This window comes from Saccharothrix xinjiangensis (genome assembly GCF_039527585.1).
Classification (GTDB): Bacteria; Actinomycetota; Actinomycetes; order Mycobacteriales; family Pseudonocardiaceae; genus Actinosynnema; species Actinosynnema xinjiangensis.
The window spans coordinates 103,978-121,182 of sequence record NZ_BAAAKE010000001.1; the positions used below are offsets into that span (position 1 = coordinate 103,978).

Below are 17,205 nucleotides of genomic sequence, written 5' to 3' on the forward strand. Positions count from 1 at the left end.
GCAGGATGGCGCCCCGGGCGGGCGGGTCCTGCGGGCCGGCACGACCCGCAGGACCCCGGTCACCACGCCGCCACGGGCGCGCGGCGAGCCGCGGTCACCCGGTGGGCACCAGCACCGCGGCGGCCGAGCGGCGCAGCTTGCCCGAGGGGGTCTTCGGCAGGCTGCCGGGCTTGAGCACGACCACCGAGTACGGCCGCAGCCCGACCGCGTCCACGACCCGCGAGCCGATCTCCTTGGTCAGCGCGCGCACCGCCTCGTCGTCGCCCACGAGCTTCGACTCGACCACCACCGCGAACCGCTCCCGCCGGGTGCCCGCGTCCAGCCGCACCGCGATCGCGTTGCCCGCGCGCACGCCCTCGACGGAGGTGGCGGCGCGCTCGATGTCGGTGGGGTAGATGTTGCGGCCGCCCATGATGATCACGTCCTTGCGGCGCCCGCAGACCACCACCTGGCCGTCGACCAGGTAGCCCTCGTCGCCGGTGTCGAGCCAGCCCTCGGCGTCCCGGGTGCTCCGCGGGCCGTCCACGGTGAGGTAGCCGGGTGTCACCGCCTCGCCGCGCACCCGCAGCCCGCCGACGCGCCGTTCGCCGAGCACCTCGCCCGCCTCGTCGACGACCCGCACCTCCAGGCCCGGCAGCGGCGGCCCGAGCAGCGGGAACGCCCGCGCGTTGGGGTGGTCGGCCGCGACCGGCACGGCGCGCTTGCCCGCCTCCAGCTCCTCGGGGTCGACGACGTCCACCGCCATGCCGGTGAACACGGGCGCGAACGCCACGCCCAGCGTGGTCTCGGCCATGCCGTAGGCGCACAGGACGGACTCGGGGCGCAGGCCGAACCGCGCGCCCTCGTCGTTGAACACCTGGACCGCGGCCGGGTCGATGGGCTCGGCGCCGTTGAGCGCGATGCGCAGCCTGGACAGGTCGTAGGAGCCGTCGTCGACGCCCCGCATCCGGCGGGCGGCGATGGCGTAGGCGAAGTTCGGGGCGGCGGTGATGGTGCCGCCGTACCGGCTGATCAGGTCCGGCCACAGGGTGGGGCGGCCGAGGAAGTCGACCGGGGTGACCTTGACCAGCTCGATGCCGAGCAGCATGGGCACGGTCAGGAAGCCGACCATCCCCATGTCGTGGAACAGCGGGAGCCAGGACACCATCACGTCGTGCTCGGGGTCCAGCTCGGCGGCCGTGCGCATGGCCGCGGCGTTGGACCACAGGTTGCCGTGGGTGATCCGGACGGCCTTGGGGTCGGCGGTGGAGCCGCTGGTGAGCTGGAGCAGGGCGGGCGAGTCCTCGTCGACCTCGACCGGCGCGGGCAGCGGGTCGCCGTCCAGCTCCTCGATCCTGCGGTAGGCGACGCCGTGCTGGTCCAGCACGCCCGCCAGCGCGTCGAACGGCGAGCCGAGCAGCACCAGCTTCGCGCCGATCATGCCCAGCACGCGCAGGGTGTCCTCGGCCCACTCCGCCAGGTCGGTGCGGGCGGTGGGCTGGTGCAGCATGGTCGTGCTGCCGCCCGCGAGCCACACCGCCTGCACGGCGGGGGCGATGGCCGCCGGGTCGCCCGCGAGGACGGCGATCGCCTCGCCCCGCCCCACGCCGTCCGCCACCAGCGCGCCCGCCGCGCGGGTCGCCCGTTCGTGCACCTCCAGCCACGTGCGGCGAACCGGTGGTCCCGGCTCCCCCGTGGTCATGCCCTTGTCCCGCCCCAAGGCGCCCGCGGCGGTTGCCACCATCGTGTCCACGAACCGGCTCATGGGCGTCAGGGTAAAGCGGTCCCGGTGGGCGCATTGAGCCGATAGGGCGAAACGCCGGCCCCATCAGCCCGCGATACTCCCCGGTACACCACTCGAAGGAGGTAACCGGGTGACCGGGTTCGACGCGCGCCGGCACACGCCCGCACACCCGGCGCCGCTGTTGAGCGCGCGGGACCTGCGGCAGGTCGCCTTCCACCGCCCGCCCCCCGGCCAACCGGGGTACGACGAGGTCCAGGTGGACGGCTTCCTCGACCGGATCGAGGACACCCTGCTCGGCCGGGACGACGTGACCGAGCAGGACGTGCGGAGGGTCCGGTTCAGGCCCTCGCGGCCCGGTTACCACGCCGCCGAGGTGGACGCGTTCATGGACCTCGTCGCGGACACCCTCGGCTCGACGCCGCAGCGCCGCCAGGCCGCCGCGCCCGCCATCGGCGCGCACGCCACCTCGACCGGGATGCGCCCCGCGCCGCGGCTGACGCCCCAGGACGTGCGCGGTGTGCGGTTCCACAAGCCCAGGCCCGGCAACCGCGGGTACCACGAGGGCGAGATCGACGCGTTCCTGGACCGGATCGAGGAGACGCTGGCGGGCCGGGACGACCTGACCGCGCCGGAGGTCCAGGAGAAGGAGTTCGGCTACGCCCCGCCGGGCATGGCCGGGTACGACGAGGACGACGTCGACACGTTCCTCGACCTGGTCGTGGTGACGCTGGAGCGCACCCCGCCCCCGCCGCCGGTCCGGCCGCGACCGGGGCCCGGCGCCCGGCCGCTGACGGCGCGCGACGTGCGCACGGTGTCGTTCGGCAAGCCGCCGCGCGGGCGTCGCGGCTACCTGGAGTCCCAGGTGGACAAGTTCCTGGACCGCGTCGAGAACACCCTGCTGGGCCAGGACTCCCTGACCGCGCGCGAGGTCCGCGAGGCCCGCTTCAGCCGACCCGTGTTCGGGCGGCGCGGGTACGACGAGAACGAGGTCGACGCGTTCCTCGCGCGGGTGGAGAAGCAGCTCGACGAGGGCCCGCCGCGACCGGCCGCGCTGCCGCCGATCACGTCGTGGAAGCAGTTGCGGCAGCTCAAGATCCCCCTGGCGGGCCCCTCGGCGCGCGGCTACCGGACGTCCCAGGTGGACCGGCTGATGGAGGAGGTCGGCATCGCGCTGGACGGCATGATCGGCGCGTCGTCGGCGGAGGTGGCCAAGACCAGGTTCGCCCAGTCCCTGGTGACCGGCCAGGGCTACGACTGCGCGTTCGTCGACGAGCTGGTGCCGTTGCTGGTGGCGGAGCTGCGGCGGCGGGGCCGCTGACGGCCGGCGGTCCCGCGCGCCTCCCGGGGGGCGCGCGGGACCGGCCGCGTCACCCCTCCGCCGCCTCCGCGGCCACCAGCCACTGCGCCTCGACGTCCTCCGCCTCCGCCAGCACGGCCTTCAGCTCCGCGTCCAGGGCCAGCAGCCGCTCGGGGTCGGTGGACGCCTCGGCCAGCTTCGCGTGCAGGTCGGTCTCCTTCTTCTGCAACGCCTCCAGCCGACGCTCCAGGCGGGACAGCTCCTTGCGCGCCGCGCGCTGGTCGGCCGCCGACGGGGCCGCCGCGGAACCCTGCGCGCCGGGCTTCTGGGCGCCGGCCCTCTGGCCGGGGGGCGCCGCGTCCTTCTGGGCGTCCCGCCGCCGCAGGTACTCCTCGATGCCGCCGGGCAGGTCGGTCAGCCCGCCGTCGCCGAAGAGGGCCACCACCTTGTCGCACACCCGCTCCACCAGGTACCGGTCGTGGGAGATGACGACCAGCGTGCCCGGCCACGAGTCGAGCAGGTCCTCCAGCTGCTGGAGGGTGTCGATGTCCAGGTCGTTGGTCGGCTCGTCGAGCAGCAGCACGTTCGGCTCGGCCATCAGCAGCCGGCACAGCTGGAGCCGCCGCCGCTCGCCGCCGGACAGCTCGCCGACCGGCGTCCACTGCTGCTGCGACGAGAACCCGAACCGCTCGGCCAGCTGCGACGCCGACATCTCCTGCTTGCCCAGCACCACGCGGCGGGCGATCTCCTCGACCGCCTCCAGCACCCGCATCGAGCCGTCGAGGTCGTGCAGCTCCTGGCTCAGGTGGGCGAGCTTCACCGTCTGGCCCTGGACCCGGCGGCCCGTCTCCGGCGACCGCTCGCCGGCCAGCGCCCGCAGCAGCGTGGTCTTGCCCGAGCCGTTCACGCCGACGATGCCGACCCGGTCGCCGGGCCCGATCCGCCACGTCAGGTCGCGCACCAGCACGCGGTCCGGCACGGTGAGCGTGACGTCCTCCAGCTCCAGCACCGTGCGGCCCAGGCGGCGCTTGGCGAACGCCAGCAGCTCCACCGAGTCGCGCGGCGCGGGCACGTCCGAGATCAGCGCCTCGGCCGCCTCGATCCGGTAGCGCGGCTTGGACGTGCGCGCGGGCGCGCCGCGGCGCAGCCACGCCAGCTCCTTGCGGGCCAGGTTGCGGCGCTTCTCCTCGGCCGCGTCGGCCAGGCGGGCGCGCTCGGCCCGCGCGAAGATCCAGTCGGCGTAGCCGCCCTCGTACTGCTCGACGCGGCCGTGCGTGACCTCCCACGTGCGGCTGCACACGGTGTCCAGGAACCACCGGTCGTGGGTCACCACGACGAGCGCGGTGCGGCGGGCCAGCAGGTGGTCGGCCAGCCAGCGCACGCCCTCCACGTCGAGGTGGTTGGTCGGCTCGTCCAGCACCACCAGGTCCAGGTCGCGCACCAGCGCCGCGGCCAGCGCGACCCGCCGCCGCTCGCCGCCGGACATGGTGCCCACCGGCGAGTCCAGCCCGAAGCCCGTGATGCCCAGGCCGTCGAGGATCGAGCGCACCCGCGCGTCCGCCGCCCACTCGTGCTCCGCGCCGTACCCGAGGGGGTCGAGCACGGCGTTGCGCACGGTCGAGCCCTCGGTCAGCTCGGTGCGCTGCGTCACCACGGCCATGCGCAGGTCGCGGTTGCGGCTGACGCGGCCGTCGTCCGGCTCGGCGACGCCGGCCAGCACCTCCAGCAGCGTGGTCTTGCCGCCTCCGTTGAGGCCCACCACGCCGATCCGGTCGCCCGCGCCGACGCCGAGGGACACGCCGTCGAGCAGCGGGCGCACGCCGAACGACTTGGAGACGTTCTCAAGATTGACCAGGTTGGCCACTACCAGCACCTTCGTCGAAACGGGTGGGACAAGCAGCTCAGGCGTGCACTTCCGGCGGCGTCGGCCGGGGTTCCTCGGTGCCGATCACGCGGGCGCCGTGCACCGGGCCCTGCGCGACGCGCACCGTCCGGCACACCCCCGCGCCGGCCAGCTCGGCCGCCACCCGGACCGCGGAGTCGCCGTCCGTGCACAGGAACGCGCAGGTCGGCCCGGACCCGGACACCATGCCGGCCAGGGCGCCCGCGTTCACGCCGGCCCGCAGCGTGCGCCGCAGGTTCGGCCGCAGCGACACCGCCGCCGCCTGGAGGTCGTTGCCGAGCAGCAGCGCGAGCTGCCGGGGGTCGCCGGACGCCAGGCCCTCCAGCACGGCCTCCGCCTGGCCGACGCGCGGCGGGTCGCCGTCCGCGCGCAGCCGGTCCAGCTCGTCGAACACCTCGGGGGTGGACAGGCCGCGCCGGTCGAAGGCGAGCACCCAGTGGAACGTGTGCCGCGCCAGCACCGGCACGATCCGGTCGCCGCGGTCGGTGCCCAGCGCCGTGCCGCCGTAGAGGGCGAACGGGACGTCCGCGCCGATCTTGGCGGCCAGCGGGGCCAGCTCGTCCCGGGAGACCTCCAGCCGCCACAGCGAGGCCAGGCCGACCAGCGTGGCGGCCGCGTCCGCGCTGCCGCCCGCCATGCCGCCCGCGACCGGGATGGACTTGCGGATCGCCACCCGGACCTTCGGGTCCTCGGGGTCGCGGCCGACGTGCTCGGCCAGCGCCCGCACCGCCCGCCAGGCGAGGTTGGACGCGCCGGTGGGCACCGAGTCGGCGCCCTCGCCGTGCACCTCGACGCCGGGGTCGTCGGCGATGGCGACGGTGACCTCGTCGGTCAGCGACAGGGCCTGGAAGATCGTCACCAGGTCGTGGTAGCCGTCCTCGCGTTGATCGCCCACGGCCAGGTGCAGGTTGACCTTGGCCGGGACGCGGACGGTGACCGGGGGTGGGACGACTGCTAGCACGCCCTGAAGCCTACGGGCGTTGCCGGGGTGCCCGCTCCCACCCACCCCTGACCTGCGACGAACGCGCCCGGATCCGCCGCCGGAACGACCTGGACGCAGAACTCGGGGCACCCGGGCGTACGACACGGTGGTCCTGGACGTACGACACGGTGGTCCTGGACGTACGACTCGCGATGCCGGAGTGGAGGACACGCGATGCCCGACCGGAGGACACGCGCGAAAGCCGGCGTGTCCTCCGGTCCGGTGTCGCGTGTCCTCCACTCGGACACCGCGAGTTCTGCGTTCGGGACCGGGTGGGCGGTCAGACGGGGAGGACGGAGCCGGAGAAGGTGCTGGTGATGTAGTCCTTGACCTGCTGGGACTGGAGCAGGGCGAGGAGGTCCTCGACCCGCTGGTCGTCCTTCAGCTCGGCGCGGGTGACCAGGCCGTTGGCGTTGGGGTTGCCCTCGGCCTCCTCCAGCGCCAGGGCGTCGTCGGCCGGCTTGAGGCCCGCGTCGATGGCGTAGTTGCCGTTGATCACGGACGCGTCCGTGTCGTCGAGCGAGCGGGGCAGCTGGGCGGCCTCCAGCACGACGAACTCCAGGTTCCTGGGGTTGTCCTCGACGTCGCGGACCGTGGCGGTCGCCTCGGCGCCCGCCTTGAGCTTGATCAGGCCGTTGGCCTGGAGCAGCTGGAGGCCGCGCGCCTCGTTGGTGGCGTCGTTCGCCACGGCCACCTTCGCGCCGTCCGGCAGGTCGGCCAACGACTCGTGCTTGGTGGAGTACAGGCCCAGCGGTTCGAGGTGGACCGGGCCGATCCACTCCAGGGACGCGCCGCTCTCGGCCTTGAACGTGTCCAGGTACGGCACGGTCTGGAAGTAGTTGGCGTCCAGCGACCCGTCGACCAGCGCGGTGTTCGGCTGCACGTAGTCGGTGAACTCCACGACCTCGATCTCCAGGCCCTTGGAGGCGGCCAGGTTGTCGGCCACGTACTTGAGCACCTGGGCGTGGGGCACGGGGCTCACCCCGACCTTCAGCGGCGCGTCCGGGTCCGAGGCGGCGCCGGTCCGGCCGCCGCTCCCGCAGCCCACCGCGGTCAGCAGCACGGCCAGCAGGGCAGCACGAATACGCATGTCGTTCCTTTTGGGAGAAGACGTGAACAGGGGGGTCAGACGGAGGCGTGGCGGCGCCGGTCGACGGCCCGCGCCACGCGGTTCGCGGTGAACTGGAGCGCGGTGGCGATCACCGCGAGCACGGCCACGGTGCTCCACAGGTAGCGGTCGTTGAACCGCTGGTAGCCCTCGCGCACGGCGAGGTCGCCGAGCCCGCCGCCGCCGACCACGCCGGCCATGGCCGAGTAGCCGAGCAGGGCGATCGCGGTCACGCCGATCGCGTTCACCAGCGCGGGCAGCGACTCGCGGAGCAGGACGCTGCGGACGATGCGGGTGGTGGAGGAGCCGGTGGTGACCGCCGCCTCCACCACGGAGACGTGCACCTCGGACAGCACGTTCTGGACCAGCCTGCCGACGAACGGGATGGCGCCGACGGCCAGCGGCACGATGGCCGCGGTCGGTCCGATGGTGGTGCTGAGCAGGAGCCTGGTCAGCGAGGTGAGCACCACCAGCAGGACCAGGAAGGGCATGGAGCGACCGAGGTCCACCACGAACCCGAGCACCTTGTGCGGCAGCGGGCGGGGCTTCAGCCCACCGGGGGCGGTGAGCTGGAGCCAGATGCCCACGGGGGTGCCGAGCAGGACCGCGATCAGGGTGGAGACGCCCACCATGTACAACGTCTCGCCGGTGGCGAGCAGCACGTCGTCGAACACGGTGGACCAGGGTGTCGCAGACCTCACGCAGCGACTCCCTGCGGACCCGTGAGGGTCCGCCGCACCGAGCCGCCCGCGTCCGAGATCCACTCCAGCGCGGAGTCCGAGCGCTCGCCCTTCAGGCCGACGCGGAACCGCGCGACCGGGGTCTCGCCCAGCCTGGTCAGGCCGCCGCCCAGCAGGTTCAGCTCGACGCCGAACCGGTTGGTCGCCTCGGGCAGCAGCGCGCCGACCGCGGCGAAGCCGACCAGCACGACGTCCGCGACCCGGTCGAAGGCGCTGTCGACCGCCGGGTTCTGGTCGACGGAGGGCAGCAGCGAGGAGGCCGTGCGGCTGCCGGCGTCGGACACGAGGTCGAGGACCTTGCCGTGCTCGACGACGCGACCGCCGTCGAGGACCGCGACGTCGTCGCAGATCCGGCGGACCACGCCCATGTCGTGGGTGACCACGAGCACCGTCACGCCCAGTTCGGCGCGGGCCCGGTCCAGCACGGTGAGCACCGAGCCGGTGGTGTCCGGGTCCAGCGCGGAGGTCGGCTCGTCGGCCAGCAGCACCGAGGGCTGCGCGGCGAGCGCGCGGGCGACCGCGATGCGCTGGCGCTGGCCGCCGGAGAGCTGGTCGGGGTAGCTGTTGGCCTTGTCGGTCAGGCCCACCAGGTCCAGCAGCTCGGCGACGCGCGTGCGGCGCTGCGGCCCGGCCAGGTTGGCGGCCTCCAGCGGCAGCGCGACGTTGCCCGCGGCGGTGCGCTGGCGCAGCAGGGAGTCGCCCTGGGGCACGACGCCGATGCGCCGGCGGGCGGCGCGGAGGGCGGTGCCGTCGAGGGAGACGAGGTCGGTGCCGTCGACGCGGATCGCGCCGCTGTCGGGGCGCTCCAGGAGCGCGACGCACCGGGCGAGGGTCGACTTGCCCGCGCCGCTCGGGCCGACCACGCCCAGCACGGTGCCGGCGGCGACGTCCAGGTTCACGCCGTCCAGCGCGCGAACCTGCCCGGTACTCCCGGCGAAGGACTTGGTGAGGTTCTCGACAGTGATCACGTTTTCACTCCACGACTGCGTGCGGCGGCGCACGCCCGTGGCGCGCGCGACCGGAGGTCTCGACTGGCAGGCGCGCCCGGGGATTCAGGGCGCGGAGGTGAAGCAGGAGGACGACTGGGGAGTCAGCTCGTCAGCTGCGACAGCCGGACACCGTGCGACGGCCGTGGTCGACGACTCGTCTGCGCGTGAGCGTTCGCATCCTGGGCACGTGATCCTCCATCGTTCCTGGCTGAAGCACCTGCCCCCAGGTCGGGGTGGTTGCTGCGGCGTCGTGGAGCCAGGTCTCTCGGCCGCTCGGGATGGCACGTCGAGTACACCTGACGGACCCCGTTCGACGCAAGCCCGTAACGGAACCGTTCGGCAGATCACACTTATGGCCGAAAGATCGTTGTTTGAAGACGCTAAGAAACTTCGACTATCCGGATAAAGTCTCGGATACCGAGCTTTTCACCGCGCGTGGTCGGGTCGACACCCGCCGCCAGCAGCAGCCGCTCGGCCTCGGCGGGCGAACCCGCCCACCCCGCCAGCGCGCCGCGCAGCGTCTTCCGCCGTTGCGCGAAAGCCGCGTCCACCAACGAGAAGAGCTTCTTCCGGTCCACAGTGGACAGGAGTTCGTGGCGCTCGAACGCGACCAGCGCCGAGTCCACGTTGGGCACCGGCCAGAACACCGAGCGCGGCACCGCGCCCGCCCGGCGGGCGTCGGCGTACCAGGCCAGCTTCACGCTGGGCACGCCGTAGACCTTGCTGCCGGGACCGGCGGCCATCCGGTCGGCCACCTCCGACTGCACCATCACCAGACCGGTGCGCAGCGACGGCAGCTCGGCCAGCAGGTGCAGCACCACCGGCACCGCCACGTTGTAGGGCAGGTTGGCCACCAGCGCGGTCGGCGCGTGCGGCAGCCGCGCCGCGGTGACGCGCATCGCGTCCTCGTGCACGACGGTGAGCCGGCCGGCCAGGTCGGGCGCGCGTTCGGCGACGGTGCCGGGCAGGCGGCCGGCCAGCACGCCGTCGATCTCCACCGCCACCAGCGCCCGGCACGCGGGCAGCAGCGCCAGCGTCAGGGAGCCCAGGCCCGGTCCCACCTCCAGCACGACGTCGTCCGGCCCCAGGCCGGCCGAGGCCGCGATGCGGCGCACCGTGTTCGGGTCGTGCACGAAGTTCTGCCCCAGCTTCTTGGTGGGGCGGACGTCGAGGTCGGCGGCGAGCCGACGGACGTCGGCCGGGCCGAGGAGCGCGCTGCCCCCCGGCCCGGCCGACGATGAAGCTCCGGTCACGCGCCCATTCTTACGGCAGGCCCAGCTTGGACCGGCAGCCGGGCCACGCCGAGTAGCCGCCGCGGGCGTCGCGCAGCTTGGTCGCGATGGCGATCTGCTGCTCGCGGGACGCCTGGTGCGGGTACGCGGCGTACTGGGAGCCGCCGTAGGCGTCCCAGGTGCCCTTGTTGAACTGGAGGCCGCCGTAGTAGCCGTTGCCGGTGTTGATGGCCCAGTTGCCGCCGGCCTCGCACTTGGCCAGCGAGTCCCACACCGCGCCGTCCGGCGGCAGCTTGGTGCCGACTTTGACCTTGCGGGCCTGGGGCTCCTTGGTGACCTTGACGCCCAGCTTCTCGCGGCCGATCTCCCGGCCGTTCTTGGTGGTGACGCGGTAGGTGACGATCTGCTCGCCGGCCACGCCCTCGTCGACGACCTGCTTCTGGCCCTTCATCATGGTGTCGTCCTTGACCTCCTCGACGGGCGGCTGGACGGCCTCCGTCGCGTTGATCACGGACACGCCGGTGCGGCTGATGTGGACCTCGACGCCGTTGGTGATGCGCAGGTCCGCGGCCGTTTCGAGCTTGTCGTCGGCCCCGAGGCCCAGGTTCTCGGCCTTCATCAGCTCGTCGACCGTGACCGCGGTCGTCCGGAGCTGGCGGGGCGCCTCGCCGCCGTCGTAGAGCGTGATCGTCTTGAGGCTCTTGACCTCGACGGACATTCCCGCCAGCGGGACGTCCATGCCGCGCTCGTGGGAGATCCAGGCGCCCTCGTCGTCGATGCGGAGCTGCTCCAGCGCCTCGTCGACGGTGACCGAGCGGACCCAGCCCTCGCGCTGCTCGCCGTCCACGGTGACCTTCACCAGGCGGCCGCGGTCCAGCGAGATCTTGCCGCCGTCGGTGACCTTGGCCTGGGGGCTCGGGCTCAGGGCGTCGTGGGCGCCGACCGTGATGCCCTCCTCGGCGAGGATGTCGCCGACGGTGGACTCGTAGGTCCGCACGGTCTTGGCCTCGCCGTCCACGTCGACCGTGATCGACTTGTCCATGGCGATGGCGGTCGCGCCCCCACCGGAGATCGTCACCAGCACGGTGGCGACCGCGGCCTTGAGGAAGCGGCGCTTCCACTTGCCGGCGGCTTCGACCAGGGCGGCGGGCGGCGCGTCCGGCCGCTCGGCGGCCGGCGCGCCCGCGACGCGGTCCTGGGAGACCTCGTCCGGGATGATGATCGGCGGGAGGAGCGTCGTCTCGGCGTTGATGAGCCGGATCAGCTCGTCGACGTCGACGTTGGCGTTCGCCAGCAGCTCGTCGGCGTCCGGGCCGAGGACGTCGAGGACGTCGTTCGGCGTGATCGTGAAGACCGCGGTCTCCCAGTGCGCGTTGTCCCACTCGACCGGGTGCACCGGTCTGTCCAGGACGTCGACGCTGGTGGCCGGGACGTCTTTCACGGGCGTAAACCAGTCGGTGTCCTCGTTGAACGAGTTCACGGGGTTCCATACCTCCTGAAGGCGCGAAGTCCCGCAACGCGCGCGTTCGCTGTCGGCGGTCAGCTACTGATCTCCGGCAACTCCCGTGCTGTCCGGCCTTCTCGCTTCTGGTGTGTCGACCCGCCCCGACCGCGGGTGCGCCCCGGCACTGGATACGTGGGGCACGGTCACGGGACCGTAACGGGTGTCGGGAGGTTGTGCAAACACCCCCGAAGGACTTGTGAGTTCAGTCACCCCGTCGGCGGTGCAGTGCGATAGTCCGTTCGTCGCAAGGGCATCAGGGCTGCGGTGCGTCACGGAGCCCGAAGATCCGCTCGGCGTTCCGGGTGATCACCGAGGCCAGTTCCCCCAGGTCCGCCTCACGCAGGGTGGCGATGTCCCGCAGGGTGTAGTTCGCGCAATAGGGTTCGTTCGGGCGACCCCGGTACGGGTGAGGCGTGAGGAACGGCGCGTCCGTTTCGACCAGCAGGCGCTCCTCCGGCACCCACCGCGCGGCTTCCCGGAGGGCGTGGGCGTTCCGGAAGGTCGCGGTGCCCGCGAAGGACAGGGTGAAGCCGCGCTCGACGCACCGCCGCGCGAAGTCGAGGTCGCCGGAGAAGCAGTGGAAGACCACCTGCGCCGGCGCGCCCTCCTCGTCGAGGATCCTCAGGACGTCCTCGTGGGCCTCGCGGTCGTGGATCATCAGCGGCTTGCCGGTGTCCTTGGCGAGCCCGATGTGCCACCGGAACGCGGCCCGCTGGTCCTCGGGCGAGGCGTAGTCCCAGTAGTAGTCCAGGCCGGTCTCGCCGATCGCGACCACGCGCGGGTGCCCGGCCAGCCCGGTCAGCACGGCCCGCTCGCGGTCGCCGAAGCCCGTGGTGCGGGTGGGGTGCAGGGCGACGGCGGCGAAGACCCGCTCGTCCCACGTGGCGGCCTCGGCGGCCCAGCGGGCGGCGTCCAGGTCGTCGGCGACGGTGACGACGCGGTCCACCCCGGCCGCACCCGCCCGGTCGAGCACCGCCTTGACGTCCTGCGGCGTCTTCGCGCCGCAGGCGTCGAGGTGGGTGTGCGCGTCGACCACCGGCGCCGGGAGGGGTTCCGGCGCCGGCGGTCGTTCGCCCCTGCGCTTGGTCACCGGGTGATCGGGGCCCAGTCGGGGCCCTTCTCGCCCAGCTCCGGGTCGAGCTTCGCGAACAGCGGGGTCGGCTTGTCCAGCGGGCGGCCGACCTCGATCGGCGTGGACTCCCACGTGGCCTGCTCGGCGGCGTAGTCCCCGGTCAGCACCGGGTAGCCGCGGTCGGGCACGTCGAGGTCCCGCACCTCGGTGACCTGCGGCTGCGCCGCCCAGACGCCCTGGCCGCCCAGCAGCTCGTGCACCTTCTGGGCCGAGTGCGGCAGGAACGGCGTGAGCAGGGCGTTGGCGTCCTGGACGACCTGGAGGGCGGTGTGCAGGACGGTGTCCCGGCGCTCCGGGTCGTCCTTCAGCTTCCACGGCTCCTGGTCGGACAGGTAGCGGTTGGCCGCGCCGACCACCTTCATCGCCTCGGTCGAGGCCTGCTTGAACCGCGAGCGGCGCAGGTGGCCGCCGACGACGTCGAACGCGGCGCGGCTCAGGGCGAGCAGCTCGTGGTCGGCCCCGGTCGGGCTGGTCGGCCGCGGGACCGCGCCCACGTTCTTGTGCGCCATGGAGATGGACCGGTTGACCAGGTTGCCCCACTCGTTGGCCAGCTCGAAGTTCGTGCGGCGGACGAACTCCTCCCAGGTGAAGTCGGTGTCCTGGTTCTCCGGGCCGGCGACCGAGATGAAGTAGCGCAGCGCGTCCGGGCCGAACTCCTTGAGGAAGTCGGTCACGTAGATGACCGTGCCCCGCGAGGTGGAGAACTTCGAGCCGCTCATGGTGAGGAACTCGGACGACACGACCTCGGTCGGCAGGTTCAGCGGGCCGAACGAGCCGGGCTCGCCGCCCTTGGCGCCCTGGCCGTTCTGGCCGAGCAGCAGGGACGGCCAGATCAGCGAGTGGAAGACGATGTTGTCCTTGCCCATGAAGTAGTACCCCTGGGCGTCGCCGGTCCAGAACTCGCGCCAGGCGTCCGGGTTCCCGCTGCGGCGGGCCCACTCGACGGACGCGCTGAAGTAGCCGATCACCGCGTCGAACCACACGTAGAACCGCTTCATCGGCTGGTCGCGCCAGCCGTCGAGCGGGATGGGGATGCCCCAGTCGAGGTCGCGGGTGATGGCGCGCGGGCGCAGGTCGCCGATCAGGTTCTGGCTGAACTTGAGCACGTTCGGGCGCCACTCGGTGCGCGTCTGGAGCCAGGTGCCCAGGGCGTCGATGAACTGCGGCAGGTCCAGGAACAGGTGCTCGGTCTCGATGAACTTCGGGGTCTCGCCGTTGATGCGCGAGCGCGGGTTCTTCAGGTCGACGGGGTCGAGCTGGTTGCCGCAGTTGTCGCACTGGTCGCCGCGGGCGCCGTCGTAGCCGCAGATCGGGCAGGTGCCCTCGATGTAGCGGTCGGGCAGGGTGCGGCCGGTGGAGGGGCTGATCGCGCCCATCTCCGTCTTGGGCACGACGTAGCCGTTGCGCCAGAGCGCGAGGAACAGCTCCTGGACGACCTGGTAGTGGTTGCCGGTGGTGGTGCGGGTGAACAGGTCGTAGGACAGGCCCAGGCCGTGCAGGTCCTCGGTGATCACGCGGTGGTACTTGTCGACGAGCTCGCGGGTGGTCAGGCCCTCCTTCTCGGCCTGGACCGAGATGGGGGTGCCGTGCTCGTCGGAGCCGGAGACCATGAGCACCCGGTGGCCCGACATGCGCATGAAGCGGGAGAACACGTCGGAGGGGACACCGAAACCGGAGACGTGACCGATGTGGCGGGGACCGTTGGCGTAGGGCCACGCCACCGCGGTCAGCACGGAGGCACTCATGCGTTAAGCCTACGGAGGCGGGTCGGGCGGGTTTTCGCGGGTGGGGGGCCGTGCTGCCGGATCACTCGGACGGGGTTCGCCCGGGTGGTGGAGGGGGCGCGAGCGGGGACGAGGACGGGCACGGAGACGATCGTCGTCACCCGCGACGGCCACCGCGTCGCGATGATCGCCCCCGCCCCCCGGGCGAACGGCAAGGCGCTGCGCGAACTGCTCCGCGGGTGGCGGGGCCACCCCGCTTTCGACGAGGAGTTCGAGGCGAACGCGACCGCACGGGCGACGAACCGCACGCTGGTGACCACGGACGCGAAGGCGAAGTCCGAGAGCCTGCCCGGGGTCGACGCGCGGGTGGTCACCCCCCGCTGACCACGGCGTCGTAGAGCGCCTTCTTGCCCACCCCCGCCGCCTCCGCGACCTCGGCCGCCGCCGTCTTCAGGCGTTCGCCGTCCGCCACCCGCTGCTTCACCTCCGCCACCAGCGACTCCATCGACGGGCCCTCCCGGGGCTCGGCGGGCGCGAGCACCACCGTGACCTCACCGCGCACCCCCTCCGCCGCCCACGACGCCAGCTCGCCCAGCGTGCCCCGCCTGACCTCCTCGTAGGTCTTGGTCAGCTCCCGGCACACCGCCGCCCGCCGGTCGGGGCCCAGCACGGCCACCGCGTCCACCAGGCTGTCCGCCAGCCGGTGCGGCGACTCGAAGAACACGCAGGTCCGGGCCTCGTCGACCAGGCCGGCGTACCAGCGCCGCCGCTCGCCGCCCTTCCGGGGCGGGAACCCGTCGAAGCAGAAGCGGTCCGAGGGCAGGCCCGACACGGCCAGCGCCGTGGTCACCGCCGACGGACCGGGCAGGCAGGTCACGGTGATGTCCTCCGCCACGCACGCCGCCACCAGGCGGTAGCCGGGGTCGGACACGCTGGGCATGCCCGCGTCCGTCACCAGCAGCACCGTGGAGCCCTCTCTCATGGCCTCCAGCAGGCCCGGCAGGCGCGCCGTCTCCACCTGGTCGTAGAAGCTCACCACCCGGCCCGACGGGGTCACGTCGAGCGCGGCGGCCAGCGAGCGCAGCCTGCGGGTGTCCTCGGCGGCGACCACCTCGGCCGTCGCCAGCGCGTCGACCAGGCGGGGCGATGCGTCGCGGACGTCTCCGAGTGGAGTAGCCGCCAGCACCAAACGGCCTGATCCGGATACAGGTCTCACGCCTCTCACCCTACGATCGGCTCCGTGAGCCTGATCGCACCGCAGTCCGCAGACGACGTGGTCGCCCCCGGCGAAGTGCCGCAGGCGGGCCCGCCCCCGGGCGCCGACCGCGAGTCGAGGGCCCGCCTGCTCGAACCCGGGCGGATGAGCGAACCCCTGCGGGGTTGGCTGGTCACCCTGGTCGTGGCCCTGATCGGCGGCGCGGTGCGGTTCTGGAACCTCGGGTTCCCGACGGACAAGGGCACACCGGTCTTCGACGAGAAGCACTACGTGCCCCAGGCGGCGCAGGTGCTGCGCAACGGCGGGTACGAGGACAACGCCGGCTACGAGCTGATCGTCCACCCGCCGCTGGGCAAGCAGCTGATCGCGATCGGCGAGTGGCTGTTCGGCTACGACGGCGTGGGCTGGCGGTTCACCGCGGCGCTCGCGGGCACGCTGACGATCGTGCTGGTGGTCCGGATCGCGCGGCGGCTGACGCGGTCCGACCTGGTCGCGGCCCTCGCCGGCGTGCTGCTCGTCGCGGACGGCCTGAGCCACGTGCAGTCCCGGATGGGGATGCTCGACTCCTTCCTGACGTTCTTCGTGGTGGCGTCGTTCGCGTGCCTGGTGGTGGACCGGGACCAGGTCCGCGCCCGGTTGGCGGTCGCGGTGCGCGAGGGCTGGGTGACCGACTCGCCGTACGGGCCTTGGTTGGGTTTCCGCTGGTGGCGGTTCGCCGGGGGCCTCATGCTGGGGCTCGCGTGCGGCGTGAAGTGGTCCGGGCTGTGGTACATCGCGTTCTTCGGCGTGCTGTCGGTGCTGTGGAGCGCCACCGCGCGGCGGGCGGCGGGCGTGGAGCGGCCCTGGCTGGGCGCGTTCGTCCGGGACCTGCTGCCGTCGCTGTACGCCCTGCTGCTCGTGCCGGTGCTGGCCTACCTGGCGACGTGGTGGTCGTGGTTCGCCTCGGAGACCGGCATCGACCGGCACGTGGTGGGCACGAAGCTGCCCGACGACTCGTGGGTGCCCGACCCGCTGCGGGCGCTCTGGTACTACAGCAGCAACGTCTTCGAGTTCCACACCAACCTGGTCACCTCCGAGACGAACAAGCACCCGTGGGAGTCGAAGCCGTGGACGTGGCCGATGGGCCTGCGGCCGATGCTCTACTACTACGAGGGCGCGGTGACGGGCTGCGGCGCGGCGACGTGCGTCGGCGCGACCATGCTGATCGGCACGCCCGCCCTGTACTGGCTGGCGTTCCCGGTGCTGGCGTGGGCGCTGTGGCAGTCGATCAGCCGGCTGGACTGGCGGTACGCGGCGGTGCTGGTCGGGTACGGCGCGGGCTTCCTGCCCTGGTTCGTCAACGTCGACCGGCAGATGTACTTCTTCTACGCGATGCCGATGGCCCCGTTCCTGGTGCTGGGCATCGCGCTGGCGCTGGGCGAGGTGCTGGGCCGCAGCACGGACGGCCCGGAGCGCCGCGGCACGGGCCGCCTGGCGGTGGCCCTCTACGTCGGCCTGGTGGTGGCCAACTTCGCCTGGCTGTGGCCGATCCTGAACGGCGTGCCGATCACGCCGGAGATGTGGGACGCCCAGAAGTGGCTGCCGTCCTGGAACTGACCGACGAGGGGCGCCGCGACGTCCGAGCGGGACGTCGCGGCGCCCACCGCGGTTCACCG

General features: G+C 72.9%; 14 protein-coding genes and 1 riboswitch. Of the genes, 3 read left to right on the forward strand and 11 right to left on the reverse strand.

Annotated elements, in window-relative coordinates:
• Positions 1-94 precede the first annotated feature (94 nt).
• The gene (locus ABD223_RS00500; protein ID WP_344033765.1) at positions 95-1,744 is read right to left on the reverse strand and encodes a fatty acyl-AMP ligase; all 1,650 of its coding nucleotides are present in this window, start codon (positions 1,742-1,744) and stop codon (positions 95-97) included.
• A gap of 109 nt (positions 1,745-1,853) precedes the next feature.
• Between ABD223_RS00500 and ABD223_RS00505 the strand changes: the two genes are divergently transcribed.
• Positions 1,854-3,041: a DivIVA domain-containing protein gene (locus tag ABD223_RS00505; protein ID WP_344033766.1), complete on the forward strand. Its 1,188-nt coding sequence runs from the start codon at positions 1,854-1,856 to the stop codon at positions 3,039-3,041.
• Between the two features lie 49 nt (positions 3,042-3,090).
• Here ABD223_RS00505 and ABD223_RS00510 read toward each other — a convergent pair whose 3' ends face one another.
• The 9 genes from ABD223_RS00510 to metG all read right to left on the reverse strand — a co-directional run bounded on the left by ABD223_RS00510 (position 3,091) and on the right by metG (position 14,355).
• Positions 3,091-4,884 (reverse strand): ABC-F family ATP-binding cassette domain-containing protein, encoded by a 1,794-nt coding sequence (locus tag ABD223_RS00510; RefSeq protein ID WP_344033767.1) that lies wholly within the window; start codon positions 4,882-4,884, stop codon positions 3,091-3,093.
• Between the two features lie 37 nt (positions 4,885-4,921).
• Positions 4,922-5,884 (reverse strand): 4-(cytidine 5'-diphospho)-2-C-methyl-D-erythritol kinase, encoded by a 963-nt coding sequence (locus ABD223_RS00515; protein WP_344033768.1) that lies wholly within the window; start codon positions 5,882-5,884, stop codon positions 4,922-4,924.
• A 301-nt stretch (positions 5,885-6,185) separates the two neighbouring features.
• Positions 6,186-6,995, reverse strand: coding sequence for a MetQ/NlpA family ABC transporter substrate-binding protein (locus tag ABD223_RS00520; protein ID WP_344033769.1), 810 nt, complete (start codon positions 6,993-6,995; stop codon positions 6,186-6,188).
• Between the two features lie 35 nt (positions 6,996-7,030).
• The gene (locus ABD223_RS00525) at positions 7,031-7,714 is read right to left on the reverse strand and encodes a methionine ABC transporter permease (protein ID WP_344033771.1); all 684 of its coding nucleotides are present in this window, start codon (positions 7,712-7,714) and stop codon (positions 7,031-7,033) included.
• Entirely contained in the window at positions 7,711-8,721 is a 1,011-nt protein-coding gene (locus ABD223_RS00530; protein WP_344033772.1) for a methionine ABC transporter ATP-binding protein, read from the reverse strand. The genes ABD223_RS00525 and ABD223_RS00530 overlap by 4 nt, the downstream gene beginning before the upstream one ends.
• Positions 8,722-8,934: 213 nt before the next feature.
• Positions 8,935-9,027: riboswitch (SAM riboswitch) on the reverse strand.
• 95 nt (positions 9,028-9,122) lie between these two features.
• Positions 9,123-9,995 (reverse strand): 16S rRNA (adenine(1518)-N(6)/adenine(1519)-N(6))-dimethyltransferase RsmA, encoded by an 873-nt coding sequence (rsmA, locus tag ABD223_RS00535; RefSeq protein ID WP_344033773.1) that lies wholly within the window; start codon positions 9,993-9,995, stop codon positions 9,123-9,125.
• A 10-nt stretch (positions 9,996-10,005) separates the two neighbouring features.
• Positions 10,006-11,454: a resuscitation-promoting factor gene (locus ABD223_RS00540; protein ID WP_344033774.1), complete on the reverse strand. Its 1,449-nt coding sequence runs from the start codon at positions 11,452-11,454 to the stop codon at positions 10,006-10,008.
• A gap of 277 nt (positions 11,455-11,731) precedes the next feature.
• Entirely contained in the window at positions 11,732-12,568 is an 837-nt protein-coding gene (locus ABD223_RS00545) for a TatD family hydrolase (RefSeq protein ID WP_344033775.1), read from the reverse strand.
• Complete coding sequence (gene metG, locus ABD223_RS00550) at positions 12,565-14,355, reverse strand: methionine--tRNA ligase (RefSeq protein WP_344033776.1); 1,791 nt, start codon at positions 14,353-14,355, stop codon at positions 12,565-12,567. Before metG ends, ABD223_RS00545 begins: the two co-directional genes overlap by 4 nt.
• Positions 14,356-14,442: 87 nt before the next feature.
• Between metG and ABD223_RS00555 the strand changes: the two genes are divergently transcribed.
• Positions 14,443-14,718 carry a hypothetical protein gene (locus ABD223_RS00555; RefSeq protein ID WP_344033777.1) on the forward strand — a complete coding sequence of 92 codons (276 nt, stop codon included), beginning with the start codon at positions 14,443-14,445 and terminating at the stop codon, positions 14,716-14,718.
• On the opposite strand, the gene rsmI is transcribed toward ABD223_RS00555, so the two are convergent.
• Positions 14,705-15,559, reverse strand: a complete 855-nt coding sequence (gene rsmI, locus ABD223_RS00560; RefSeq protein ID WP_380646443.1) for a 16S rRNA (cytidine(1402)-2'-O)-methyltransferase — start codon at positions 15,557-15,559, stop codon at positions 14,705-14,707. The two genes, ABD223_RS00555 and rsmI, sit on opposite strands and share 14 nt — an antisense overlap.
• 15 nt (positions 15,560-15,574) lie before the next feature.
• Here rsmI and ABD223_RS00565 point away from each other — a divergent pair, with 15 nt between their 5' ends.
• Positions 15,575-17,146 (forward strand): dolichyl-phosphate-mannose--protein mannosyltransferase, encoded by a 1,572-nt coding sequence (locus ABD223_RS00565; protein ID WP_380646440.1) that lies wholly within the window; start codon positions 15,575-15,577, stop codon positions 17,144-17,146.
• Positions 17,147-17,205: the final 59 nt, after the last annotated feature.

Excerpts from the sequence above, each read along its gene's own strand:
- ABD223_RS00520 (WP_344033769.1), bottom strand. The coding sequence starts at position 6,995 with ATGCGTATTCGTGCTGCCCTGCTGGCCGTGCTGCTGACCGCGGTGGGC.
- ABD223_RS00500 (WP_344033765.1), bottom strand. The coding sequence starts at position 1,744 with ATGAGCCGGTTCGTGGACACGATGGTGGCAACCGCCGCGGGCGCCTTG.
- metG (WP_344033776.1), bottom strand. The coding sequence starts at position 14,355 with ATGAGTGCCTCCGTGCTGACCGCGGTGGCGTGGCCCTACGCCAACGGT.